Source organism: Bradyrhizobium ontarionense (assembly GCF_021088345.1).
GTDB classification, from domain to species: Bacteria; Pseudomonadota; Alphaproteobacteria; order Rhizobiales; family Xanthobacteraceae; genus Bradyrhizobium; species Bradyrhizobium ontarionense.
The window spans coordinates 5,004,618-5,016,511 of sequence record NZ_CP088156.1 but is presented as its reverse complement, the minus strand read 5'-3'; the positions used below and the strand labels follow the sequence as shown (position 1 = coordinate 5,016,511).

At 65.2% G+C, this 11,894-nt stretch carries 10 protein-coding genes and 1 tRNA gene; 3 read left to right on the top strand and 8 right to left on the bottom strand.

What is annotated here, in order from left to right; genetic code table 11:
* Positions 1–169: 169 nt before the first annotated feature.
* Positions 170–244: transfer RNA gene (locus LQG66_RS22115), tRNA-Gly, on the top strand.
* Positions 245–282: 38 nt separating this feature from the next.
* On the opposite strand, the gene LQG66_RS22110 is transcribed toward LQG66_RS22115, so the two are convergent.
* The 3 genes from LQG66_RS22110 to LQG66_RS22100 all read right to left on the bottom strand — a co-directional run bounded on the left by LQG66_RS22110 (position 283) and on the right by LQG66_RS22100 (position 4,577).
* Entirely contained in the window at positions 283–1,860 is a 1,578-nt protein-coding gene (locus LQG66_RS22110) for a caspase family protein (RefSeq protein WP_425601235.1), read from the bottom strand.
* Positions 1,826–3,130 carry a nicotinate phosphoribosyltransferase gene (gene pncB / locus LQG66_RS22105; protein ID WP_231317791.1) on the bottom strand — a complete coding sequence of 435 codons (1,305 nt, stop codon included), beginning with the start codon at positions 3,128–3,130 and terminating at the stop codon, positions 1,826–1,828. The genes LQG66_RS22110 and pncB overlap by 35 nt, the downstream gene beginning before the upstream one ends.
* Before the next feature lie 100 nt (positions 3,131–3,230).
* Entirely contained in the window at positions 3,231–4,577 is a 1,347-nt protein-coding gene (locus tag LQG66_RS22100; RefSeq protein WP_231317790.1) for an amidase, read from the bottom strand.
* A gap of 386 nt (positions 4,578–4,963) precedes the next feature.
* On the opposite strand from LQG66_RS22100, the gene LQG66_RS22095 reads away from it, so the two are divergent.
* Together LQG66_RS22095 and LQG66_RS22090 are read left to right on the top strand one after the other, a co-directional pair.
* Entirely contained in the window at positions 4,964–6,241 is a 1,278-nt protein-coding gene (locus LQG66_RS22095; RefSeq protein ID WP_231317789.1) for a PQQ-dependent sugar dehydrogenase, read from the top strand.
* 180 nt (positions 6,242–6,421) lie between these two features.
* A complete protein-coding gene (locus LQG66_RS22090) occupies positions 6,422–6,997 on the top strand; it encodes a c-type cytochrome (protein WP_231317788.1) in 576 nt (191 codons plus the stop codon).
* Positions 6,998–7,247: 250 nt separating this feature from the next.
* On the opposite strand, the gene panE is transcribed toward LQG66_RS22090, so the two are convergent.
* The 5 genes from panE to LQG66_RS22065 all read right to left on the bottom strand — a co-directional run bounded on the left by panE (position 7,248) and on the right by LQG66_RS22065 (position 11,882).
* Positions 7,248–8,171 (bottom strand): 2-dehydropantoate 2-reductase, encoded by a 924-nt coding sequence (panE, locus tag LQG66_RS22085; protein ID WP_231317787.1) that lies wholly within the window; start codon positions 8,169–8,171, stop codon positions 7,248–7,250.
* 113 nt (positions 8,172–8,284) lie between these two features.
* The gene (locus LQG66_RS22080) at positions 8,285–9,022 is read right to left on the bottom strand and encodes an SDR family oxidoreductase (protein ID WP_231317786.1); all 738 of its coding nucleotides are present in this window, start codon (positions 9,020–9,022) and stop codon (positions 8,285–8,287) included.
* Between the two features lie 103 nt (positions 9,023–9,125).
* The gene (locus LQG66_RS22075; protein WP_231317785.1) at positions 9,126–9,734 is read right to left on the bottom strand and encodes a 2-hydroxychromene-2-carboxylate isomerase; all 609 of its coding nucleotides are present in this window, start codon (positions 9,732–9,734) and stop codon (positions 9,126–9,128) included.
* A gap of 107 nt (positions 9,735–9,841) precedes the next feature.
* Positions 9,842–11,140 carry an MATE family efflux transporter gene (locus LQG66_RS22070; RefSeq protein ID WP_425601351.1) on the bottom strand — a complete coding sequence of 433 codons (1,299 nt, stop codon included), beginning with the start codon at positions 11,138–11,140 and terminating at the stop codon, positions 9,842–9,844.
* 163 nt (positions 11,141–11,303) lie between these two features.
* Positions 11,304–11,882, bottom strand: a complete 579-nt coding sequence (locus tag LQG66_RS22065) for a DUF2239 family protein (protein WP_231317783.1) — start codon at positions 11,880–11,882, stop codon at positions 11,304–11,306.
* Positions 11,883–11,894: the final 12 nt, after the last annotated feature.

Here is an 11,894-nt window from a genome sequence, read left to right as displayed (position 1 = left end):
CCCGCCGCAGGCCACCAATCGGCAGGTTTGGACGCCGTCTGACCGCCTCGCCGGCCCAAATAGAGGGCCGTCCCTGCACGAAACCTGTCTCAGACCTGTTGCATTCAGCCGCGGCATTTGGCATAGGTCTGCCCGTCGCTGGCGGCCAAGCTGCCCAGGCGGCACGGATGCGGGTGTAGCTCAGTGGTAGAGCACGACCTTGCCAAGGTCGGGGTCGAGGGTTCGAACCCCTTCGCCCGCTCCAAATTCTCTCCTCCGCCTCCGCTCAGTTGATCCGCCGGGTCATTTGCCCGCCACGGGCCTGTCCCACGCCGCGAACGCCTCGGCGAATGCTTTGTCGCCGCTCGGACCTTTGGCGATCGCGAGGATCCCTCGGCGCTGATTCATGTAGACGAGCGGAATGTCGAACCATTCCCGCCCGCCAAGCAGCTGCTCGTTGCGCTCGCGGTCCGCCACGACGTTCGAGAGCCCGACCAGGAACGAGCCTTCCGTCACCTTCACGGCGAGCCCCGCGAGCGGCGTGCCGCGCGATTTTTCATCGCTCTTCATCAGGATGCCGGGCAGGCTGCTGACGCCACCGCCGGGAAAGTCTGGGCCAAGTCTGAAAGTCACATCGGCAATATGGCTGGCCGGCATGCTCGGATCGCGATTCTGGCGCAGCTGAATGGTCAGTTTCATCTTGCGCTCGGGAACATCGATATCGGCACGGATCACCAGTGTGGACGCGCCGGTCTGTGCGTCCTTGATCGTCTCGGTCCGCCAGGTGACCGAGCCGGGATAGCGCCGGCCTTTCGGGTCCGTCGGATCCTCGTCATAGAGAACGGCAAGACCAGCCGTGCGGGCATCCTGTGCGGCGCTCTCACCCGGCTGGGCAGGCGTTGTGCCTGCCAGAAGGTTGGGCTGGCTCGCGACCGGCGTCGCGGGCTTCGACGCGATGGGGCTCCACTGCGTGCCGCCGTCGATCAGGGTGAACATCACGAATGGCTGCTGAGTCCCCTTGGTGAGGCGCTCCACCGCCAAGTCGGTCTGATTGAAGATCTCGATCAGATGCTTATCGGTCTGCTGCAGCGCCTCGGCAAGCGCGGCGGCGAACACACCATGACCGTCTGGCCCGCGCTGACCAACCGTCCCTGGCTGTGCGGCAAACGACATCATGGTGCGCGCGGGTACACGCATCGGTGCAAGGCCTGCCGCGAGACCCGCGATGCCGCGCGCTTCGAACGGATTGGACCGGAATGCGTCGAGGATGACTACGTTCTGCCGCCGGCTCGATCCATCCATCTCGCGCAAGACCGCATTGAGATCGCGCAGCTCGGTGTCGAGGTCGGCGGCTTTGGTCGGCGCCGCGTCGATCGGGACGAGATAGTTGGCGCCGTTCAGATTGAGGCCATAGCCCGCGTAGTAGATCAATGCGACATCGGCGTCGGCGATCCGTCCCCTGAACTCTGCGAGTGCACGATCAAACCCCTTTTTATCGACGTCGATCTGCGCGGCGCCCCCACTCACGGTGAAGCCGAGCTGCGCGAGCCGGTCGGCGAGCAGCCGCGCGTCGGCGGCGGGCTCGTCCAGCAGCGGCGCGCGTTCGTGGATGGAGTTGCCGATCACCAGCGCCACGCGCTTGTCGGCCGCGGCAGGTCCCGTCATGGTCAGGATGGCGACGACGACGAGGATGCTTGCAGACAACAGCTGTTCGACTTGGCCGATCACCCGACGCATGCCAACGATCTCCTGCCACTCGGTTTGCGTGTTCGTCCTGATTTTACCGCAAGTCGAACAAAGCAGGAACAAGAATTGTCGGCAAGAAATCAAATTTATCGGCGTCTGTTCAGACGACCACCGGCGTCCGCACCCGGCCGGCATCGCCGAACACGCGCAGATAGCGGGCGATCTCGTCCGGATTGCCGGTGGCCTTTTCCGGGTTGTCGGACAGCTTCACCGCGGGGTGGCCATCCGCCGAGGTGACCTTGCAGACCAGCGAAATCGGATCGAGATCGGCCGACCCGTCCGGCATGCAGCCGACGAAATCGTTGGTGAGATTGGTGCCCCAGCCGAACGACAGCCGCACCCGGTCGGCGAAGCGGTGATGGATCTGCTCGATCGATTCGACATCCATCGCATCGGAGAACACCAAGAGCTTCTGCCGGGGATCGCGCCCCTTCGACTTCCACCATGCGATGATCTCTTCGCCGGCTTCGATCGGCGGCGCGCTGTCGGGACGAAAGCCGGTCCAGTCCGCGACCCAATCCGGCGCATCGCGCAGGAACGCCTTGGTGCCGAACGCGTCGGGCAGCGCGATCAGCAGGTTGCCGGCATAGGTCTGGCGCCATTGGTCGAGGATGCGATAGGGCGCGACGCGCAGCTCATCATCGTCCTTGGCGAGCGCGGCGGCGACCATCGGCAGCTCATGGGCATTGGTGCCGATGGCTTCGAGATCGTTGTCCATCGCAAGCAGCACGTTCGAGGTGCCGGTGAAGGACGGGCCCAGGCCCTCCTTCACGGCTTCGACGCACCAGCGCTGCCACAGGAAGCCGTGGCGCCGGCGCGTGCCGAAATCCGACAGGCGCAGCCCCTCCAGCTTGCGCAGCCGTTCGACCTTGGCCCACAGCTTGGCCTTGGCGCGGGCGAACAGCACGTCGAGCGCAAACCGGCGCTGGCCCTTCATGGCCTGGCGCGAGCGCAGCTCGTTGACGATGGCGAGCGCCGGGATCTCCCACATCGTGGTATGGGCCCAGGGTCCGTGGAAATGCAGCTCGTACTGGCCGTCGGCCTTGTGCAGCTCGTATTCGGGCAGGCGAAAGTTCGCGAGCCAGGCGATGAAATCCGGCGAGAACATGTGGGTCTTGCCGTAGAACGTATTACCGGCAAGCCAGATCAGCTCCTTCTTGGCGAAGCGGATGGTGCGGGCATGATCGAGCTGCGCCCGCAATTCGCCCTCGTCGATGACGTCGCCGAGCCGTACCCGCCTGGTGCGGTTGATCACCGAGAAGGTCACCTTCTGATCCGGGTAGAATTCCCGAATCATCTGTAGCATCAACAGCTTGTAGAAATCGGTGTCGAGCAGGCTGCGCACGATCGGATCGAGGCGCCAGCCGTGATTGTAGGTTCTGCTCGCGATATCTGTGACGGTCATGCGAAGGTTTTACAGCGCCGGCGGACAAGCCGCCACTGGGCTTTGTCGCAGATGGCCGTTGCGGCGCAAGGCAGGGTCCGCTCTTCAAGTCTTTCAAGTGTTACCGGCTTGCCAGGAGCGGGACGCCGGGATCGAAGGCCAGCACCGCCTCCACCCATTTTGCCACGCGAAGGATGTGGACGTCGTCGCGGGTGCGACCGGTGATCTGGAGGCCGAGCGGAAGTCCGTTCCGTCCAAACCCTGCAGGCAGGGAGACTGCCGGTGCCCCGACGAAGGTCCACGGCGCGCAATATTCGGCGTCCCCGGTCCAATCGAGGCCGCGCGGCGCTTCGCCGAAAGCCGGCAAGGTGAGCACCGCATCGAACCCGTCGAGCTCAGCGGCAAGCGCCTTCTGTCGCGCAGCCTGTGCCGCCTTGGCAGCCAGATACTCCATCGCCGTCTTGGCCCGCCCACTTTCGACATGGCTTTTCATCACATCGCTGACGCGGTCGGGATAACGCGCGATCAGGCCGGAGAAGATGGTTGTCGCCTCGCTCAGCATGATCGTCGTGATCGCGTCCCAATGGACGGCGTCGAGCTCGGTCAGCGCGATGTCCTCGATCACCGCACCGGCGCCGCGAAGCTTGTCGACGGCCGCCTCGAACACCGCCTTCTGCTCGGCCTCGGCGCGCTCCCACTTGGCAAAGCGCGCGACCGCGAGTCGCGGCCTGGCGAGAGGTGCAATTCCCTGATTGATGTCGACCACAAAGCCCGGCAGCGGTCGGCCGTGCATGTCGCCCTCGCTGGTGCCGGCGAGCAGAGAGAGCGCGAAGGCTGCGTCGTCAACGCGGCGCGCAAAGAATCCGACGTGATCGAGTGACGGGCTGAGCGGATGCACGCCGACGCGGGGGATCGCGCCAAAGCTCGGCTTGAAGCCGACCACGCCGTTGAAGGCGGCGGGGCGGATCACGGAGCCGAGCGTCTGCGTGCCAAGCGCCAGCGGCACGAGCCCGGCCGCAACGGCTGCGGCCGAGCCGGACGATGAGCCGCCCGGTGTGTGTGCCGGGTTCCAGGGATTGACGGTTGGTCCGGGATGCCGCCAGGCGAACTCGGTCGAGACCGTCTTGCCGAAGATCGTGGCGCCGAGATTGCGCAGCCGCTCGACCACCCAGGCGTCGGACGCCGGCACATGATCACGATAGATCGCGGAGCCGTTGGTGGTCGGCATGTCCGACGTCGCGATGATGTCCTTGATGGCAACTGGAATTCCGCCCAGCGGACCGGTCTTTGCCGTGACATCCCTTGGCAGATATTCGAACGCCTTCAGCTGCGGTTCGATCGCCTGCGTCTTTTTCAGGCATTCCGCGCTGTAACTGGCCGCCGCCGCCGGGTCGGCTGGGAACTGCCGCAACAGTTCGAGAACGCCGGCGCCGGCCTGCGGCGTTGGCAGAACGAAGTGGTCGGACATCAACGATCCTGTTTCGAGACGAACTCATTGCCGCACGGTGAACGTGTCGCAGCTCTCCGGGCAATTTGTACCGATCCTATCGGCTGTTCATGCGCGCGCCAATCGCCCCATCGATCGGTGCATATGAATACAGCGCATGGCCGCACGGCAGTGTCGCGCGGCAGCCGTCATGCGCTGCGAGAGCGTGCATGATCGCGCGGCATGAGATGAGTGGCGCGGTGCGTCGCGAGCTTAGCGCAAACTTGACTGCAATCCGCTTCTCAGCCGCTCAGGATGTGCTACCATTTTCGAGCAGGACCACTTGAGGTGGCCGGCCAAAGGACGTCTTCAAATACGTTCTGAAGAAATAGACGCAGCCAAACGAGCTGCCTCATGGGAGTGAAGCGATGACATCGGCTTTTCACCAAAGCATTCTTGCGCTTGCAACGATCGGTCTTCTCGCCGGCACCAGCTTGGCCGGCGCGCAGCAGCAGCCCGACCAGGGCAAGGGTTTGAAGAAATACGAATCCGGCACCAAGGAATTCTGGACCCATCCGCCGGACGACTGGTTCCTTGGTGATGAGACCGAGGCCCAGAAGGGACTGGCGCCGCCATCCGGTCCGCCGACCGGCGCGTCGGACGCCGAGCTCGCCGATATCGTCAAGAAGGTGAAGCTGCCGGACGGCTTCAAGATGGAGGTATGGGCCTCGGGCGTGCTCGCTGCACGGCAGATGGCCTGGGGTGACAAGGGCACGCTGTTCGTGGGCTCGTTCGGTCTCGGCAACGTCTATGCGATCAGCGACAAGAGTGGCAAGCGCGAGGTCAAGACAGTCCTGAAGGGCCTCAACATGCCGACCGGTCTCGCCTTCCAGGACGGCAATCTCTACGTGATCGCAGTCGACAAGCTGATCAAGTACGAGAACGCCGAGGCCAATGTCGACAATCTCGGCCAGGGCAAGGTCGTCTATGACGACATGCCGTCCTACGCCGCGCATGGCTGGAAATACATCGCCGTCGACAAGGACGGCTGGTTCTATCTTCCGTTCGGGCCGCCCTTCAACATCGGCATCCCGCCGACATCCGTGTCGCAGATCCGCCGTGTCGATCCGCGCACCGGCAATGCCGAGGTCTATGCGCTCGGCGTGCGCAACAGCGTCGGCGGCGACGTCGATCCGCGCACCGGCAAATACTGGTTCACGGAAAATGCGCGCGACTGGGTCAGCGACGACCTGCCGAGCGACAAGCTCAACATGATCTCGAAGATCGGCGAGCATTTCGGCTATCCCTATTGCCATCAGGGTGACCTGCCGGATCCGAAATTCGCGATGGGCCACAAGTGCTCGGAGTTCACGCCTCCGGTGCTGAATCTCGGGGCGCACGTCGCGCCGCTCGGGATGAAGTTCTACACCGGCGACCAGTTCCCGGCGGAGTATAAGAACAACATCCTGATCGCCGAGCACGGCTCCTGGAACCGGCACAAGTACCAGGGCGCCCGGATCATGCGCGTGATCGTCGGTCCCGACGGCAAGGACGCCAAGCAGGAGGTGTTCGCCTCCGGCTTCATCGAAGGCGACCAGGGCTATCTCGGCCGTCCCGACGATATCGTGATGGCCAAGGACGGCTCGATCCTGGTGGCGGACGATTGGGCCGGTGCGATCTATCGCATCAGCTACGAGAAGAAGTGAACGATTGAGAAAGCGGGGCTGCGCGCTGCCTGAGGGCGGCCGCAGCCCCAACTCTTTTCAGGGCTTTGCGTTGACGAAAAGGCGGCGTGCCGCAACGTGCTCGCCGATGTCGGGCGCAGCCCGCGCGATAATCAATTGATGGGAGCTCGAACCCCCGCGATGAATCCAGGGAATCATAGAATGCGCCATGCCGTGGCGGCCGTGCTGACGCTCGTGCTTCCGGCGCTGCCGGCCCACGGTGCCGATGTCGCCGCCGGCAAGGCGAAGGCGGAGCTCTGCATCGGATGTCACGGCGACAACGGCATCTCGCAGACCGAGAACATTCCCTCGCTTGCCGGCCAGCAGGATCAGTTCATCCAATGGCAGCTCGTGTTCTTCCGGGCCGGCACGCGCAAGAACGAGGCGATGAAGCCGATCATCGAGCAATTGAACAACGAGGATATCCGCAATCTCGGCGCCTATTTTGCCTCGCTGAAGCCGGCCCAGTCCCCGCCTGACGACAATCCGGACCTTTCGGCGAAAGGTGCCCAGGCGGCTGCCGGTCGCCGCTGCGCTTCATGCCATCTCGACAGCTATGCTGGCACCAAGGGCGTGGCGCGGCTCGCCGGACAGCGCGAGGAATATCTCGTCAAGGCGCTGCACGACTACAAGAGTGGCCAGCGCGTCGGCGGCAGCCAGGCGGCCATGACGGATGTTGCCTATCCGTTGAGTGCCGAGGAGATCACCGCGCTCGCGCACTACCTGGCGCATTTGTAGTTCACACCGCAGCCCAGCACGCGCTGTCGTCCCGGACAAGCCTGCCGACGCAAAGCGTCGGTGGGCGCCGATCCGGGACCCATACCGCGGAAGCTATCGAGGGACGTTGCTGACAGTGGCCCGCATCATCATGGCCGCTGAGCTGAGTGGGTCCCGGCTCAAGGCCGGGACGACAGCGGCGTGTGCGGCGGCATCTTGACTGACCGAGGTGTCGGCTCGGCCAGTTCCAGGGCGACGCGGAGGATGACAGCTACTTGCCCCGCTGCGCCTCGTAGACCTTGAGCTGCGTATAGGCGATGCGCAGCCGCGGCACCGGCACCTTGGCGGCATCGGCGCGCGCGACGAGATCGCCGATGACATGATCGGCCTCGACCGGAAGACCGGCGCGGAGGTCGCGGAACATCGACGCGGTCATCGGCGATCCCTCTGCGGTGATCATCCCGGAGACGCGCTGGAAGAAGGCGCCGGCTGGGGCGTAGCCGGCGGCCGCGGCGGTGGCGCTGCATTCGTCGAGCATGCCGAGCAGAAAGTCCTTGCCGCCGGGCGCGGTCAGAATCACGCCGACCGGTGCGCGCATCAGCGTGGTCGATGCAGCGAGCGAGGCCAGGAACACCCACTTCTCCCACATGTCCTGCATGACGTGCTCGCTGGCCGACGCATTGAAATTCCCGCGCTGGAAAATCTCGAAGATCGCGCGGACGCGCTCGGACGATCCGCCGTCGCGCTCGCCGAAGCCAAGCGACTGCATCGGCTGCAGCTGCACCACCTCGCGCTTCTCGTTCAGGGTTGCCGCGATGGCGCAGAGCCCGCCGAGCACGCGCTCGCGACCGAACCTGGCTTCGAGCACGTCGAGGTGCTTCATGCCGTTGAGCAGCGGGATGATCGCGGTGTTCGGACCCACGGCCGGCGCGAACGAGCTGATGGCATCGTCGAGGTCGTAGGCCTTGCAGCTCAGCAGCACGACGTCGAAGTGCTGCTTCAGGCTGTCGGCCTGCACGGTCGGCGGATGGGCGAGCGTAACGTCGCCAGCGGGGCTGCGGATCACGAGGCCGGCACTGGCCAACTCGGCCGCGCGCCGCGGCCTGACCAGGAAGGTGACATCAGCGCCGGACTGCAGCAGCCGGCCACCGAAATAGCCGCCGATGGCGCCGGCGCCGACGACGAGAATGCGCATGGGAGTCTCTCCGAAAGTGAGGCTGCATCATGCAGAAGCGAATGGCGAATGGCGAGTAGCGAATTGGGATGGCCACCATTCGCTACCCGCTACGCCTGCTCCCTATTCGCCACTCACCATTTCTCGCCGAACGGGCGGATCTCCATCTCGAACGTCCAGGCGGTCTTGGGCTGCTCGTAGAGCTGCCAATAGGCGCCGGCGACCGAGGCCGGCGGCATCAGCAGGTCGGGATTGTCCAGCGCCTCCTTGCCCCAGAGCTGGGCGCGACGCTCGCGCACCCAGGCGGTGTCGACGCCGGAATCGATGATGAGGTGGGCGACATGGATGTTCTGCGGCATCAGCTCGCGCGCCATCGCCTGCGCCACCGCGCGCAGGCCGAACTTGGCGGAGGCGAAGGCCGCAAAGCCCGAGCCGCCGCGCAGCGAGGCGGTCGCGCCGGTGAAGAAGATCTTCCCGCCGCCACGCGGCAGCATCAGCCGGGCGGCCTCGCGCCCGGTGACGAAGCCGGCCCAGCAGGCCATCTCCCAGACCTTGCGGAACACGCGGTCTGTGGTCTCGAGGATGGGGAAATTGACGTTGGCACCGACATTAAAGATCACGACCTCGAGGGGGGCGTGCTTGTCGGCGTCGTTGAGGAAGGCCGTGGTCTCGTCCTCCTTGCGCGCGTCAAGCGACCGCGCGACGATCCGGCCGCCCGCGGCCTCGACCTCCGCCACCAGCGGGGCGAGCTTGTCGCCATTGCGGCGACCGGCGAACACCGTGAAGCCTTCGCTCGCGAATTTCTTGACGATCTCGGCGCCGATATAGTCGCCGGCACCGATCACGGCGACGGTGGCGTTGCGTGGCTGCATTGGGGGACTCCGTTTTCTCTCCGCGTCATTGCGAGGAGCGAACGCGACGAAGCAATCCAGTCTTCCTTTGTGGCCCTGGATCGCTTCGCTCGCAATGACGCCATCACGTTCCGAGGATCATTTCCTCGACGTCGCGCAGCTGCTCCTTGCCGAAGAACATCTCGCTGCCGACGAAGAAGGTCGGCGAGCCGAACGCGCCGCGCTCGACGGCACGTTGCGTGTTCTCGACGAGCTTCGCCTTGACCTCGGGCTCCTGCGCCCGGGCGAACAGTTTTGCGCCGTCGAGGCCGGACGAATTGATCGCAGCGATCGCGATTTCGGGATCGTCCATCTTCTTCGGCTCGCGCCACATGTGGTGGAACGCCGCGTCGACATAGGCTTTGAACACGCCTTCGAGCTGTGCAGCGATCGCCGCCCGCATCAGGTTCAGCGTGTTGACGGGGAAATGTGGGTTCCAGACCAAGGGCTGCACGTTGTAGCGCTTGAGGAAGCGCCGGGTCTCGACCTCATGGAACTGAGGTTTGTTCCTGATCCCGGCGAGCGATTCGGCCGGAGACTTGTTGTTGGTGGCCTTGAAGATGCCGCCGAGCAGCACCGGAACATAGTCGAACGCAACGCCGATGCGCTGCTCGATCGCGGGGATCGCCTCGTGGCTGAGATAGGCGTTGGGGCTGCCGAAGTCGAACAGGAACTCTGGCGCAGGTCGGCTCACGGGCGGTCTCCTCACGATTTTGCTTTATTGTGATCCAGCGCGCCGCCGGCGTCCAGGGTTTTATGATGATCGTCATATTGCGGCGCGCGGGATACTGGTCCGTGTCTTCAGACCATCCTGCGCACCGTGCGCTTGCGCCAAACCAGAAGGTAGAAGCTCATCTGCAGCAGCATCATCGCGGTGAAGGTGATGGGATAGGCGAGCCAGACGCCGTCGAGCCCGATGCTGCGGCTGAGCCAGGTGGCGGCGGGCACCTCGATCACGACGATGCAAAAGGCCGAGATCGCCAGCGGCATCCATACCGTGCCGCCGGCGCGCATCGCCGCCGAGAACGTGGTCGACATGCCGAACATGATCGAGCTCCACAGCACGATGTGCAGCGAGCGTTGCGCGACCTCGATCACGGCGGGGTCGGTGATGAAGAAGCCCATCAGCGTGCGCGAGAACAGATAGCCGATCGCGACCAGGCTGCCGGTCAGCACCACGTTCATCTCGATTCCGGTGCGCACGATGCGGCCGATCTGATCGGCATGGCCGCGGCCGATCGCCTGCGCGCCGAAGATCGAGACCGAGATCGCGATCGACAGCGCCGGAAACTGCACATAGCTCAGCACCTGGTTGACCGCGCCATAGGCCGCCGTCGCGTCGGAGCCGAAGCCGTTGACGAGCCCGATCAGCACCATCTCGGCCAGCGACATCACGATCATGCCGATCGCGGCGGGAATGCCGAGCCGCAGCACGATGCGCAGCAGCTTCGGATCGGGTCGCATGCCGCGCAGGAACGCGGCATCGAACGCAAGCGGGTGCTTGCGCCGGCGCAGGTGGAGATGGAGCAATGCCAGCGTCATCAGGGTCGAGATCGCGGAGGCCCAGGCGGCGCTGGCGACGCCGAGCCGGGGCGCGCCGAGCCAGCCGCGGATGAAGAGCGGCGTCAGCACCAGCCCGAGCGATGTCGATGCGGCGAGCGCGGCGAGCGGCGTCACGGTGTCGCCGACGGCGCGCATCTGGGACGACAGCAGGATGTAGGCGAAGGTCAGCGGCATCGTGATCATCATGATGCGGGCATAGCCCGCGGCCGCATCGAGGATGTTGGCGGGTGTGGCGAGCGCGGTCAGCAGATCGCGGCTGAACAGCCCGCCGAGCAGCGCAATCAGGCTGCCGAGCAGCAGGATGACCGTCAGCGTCGTGCCGGCGATGGCCTTGACCTTTGCGGGCTCCTTCGCACCCCAGGCTTGGCCGATCAGGACGCTCGCGCCGGAGCCGAGGCCCATGACGAAGGCGATGAAGAAGAACATCGCCGGGAAGAACACCGAGACCGCGGCGAGCGCGTCGACGCCGATCATCTGGCCGAGATAGACGTTGTTGATGGTGCCGAACAGCGATTGCAGGATGTTGCTCAGCATCATCGGCGCGAGAAACACCAGGAACGGCTTGCGGAGCGGAACGGGTGGCGACACGAGCGTGATCCAGTCGACCGCCGTTGAATCAAGGCGCGGTCGCGTTGAAGGAAATGAGGCAAGAGCGGGCCGTGAACGGCTGCTCTCATTGGTGTGTCTCGATCGGCGGATGTCAGTCCGCCCGGTGGCGATGGGCGAGCGCGACCGCATGATCGCGGATGTCGACGGGCCAGTCCACGAGCAGGCTTGCGAAGCGGCGGAGATCGTCTGCGAACAGCGCCCGGGACGCTTCCTCGAAGTGCGGCAGGTTGCCGCCCATCGCCGACATGAAATGGTAGGCCGCATCACGCGCCTCGCGGGCGCGATCCCTGTCGCCGCTGGCGCGGCGAGCCTCGTCGACCAGCTTGCGCAGCGCGACCGAGGCGCCGCCCGGCTGCGTGCCGAGCCATTCCCAATGCCGCGGCAGCAAGGTGACCTCGCGCGCGACCACGCCGAGCCGGGGCCGGCCCCGACCGCGCGGCTCGCTCGGCGCTGGCTCCGGCAGTTCGCGCGGCGGCTCGGGCAACCGCGCCAGGATCTCCCTGTCGCTGCCGCGCAGATCGAGGTCGACAGGCCGCCCGGTGCGGTCGCTGAAGATCGCAATCGGCTCTGGGGTCGCAGCGCCGTGTTTCAGCGCCAGCGCGACCTTGGGCAGCGGCCCGGCGGCGATCCGGGCGTGGCCGGCAAAGGCAGTGTAGGTGTAGGTATCCATGTCCGTGGTCCC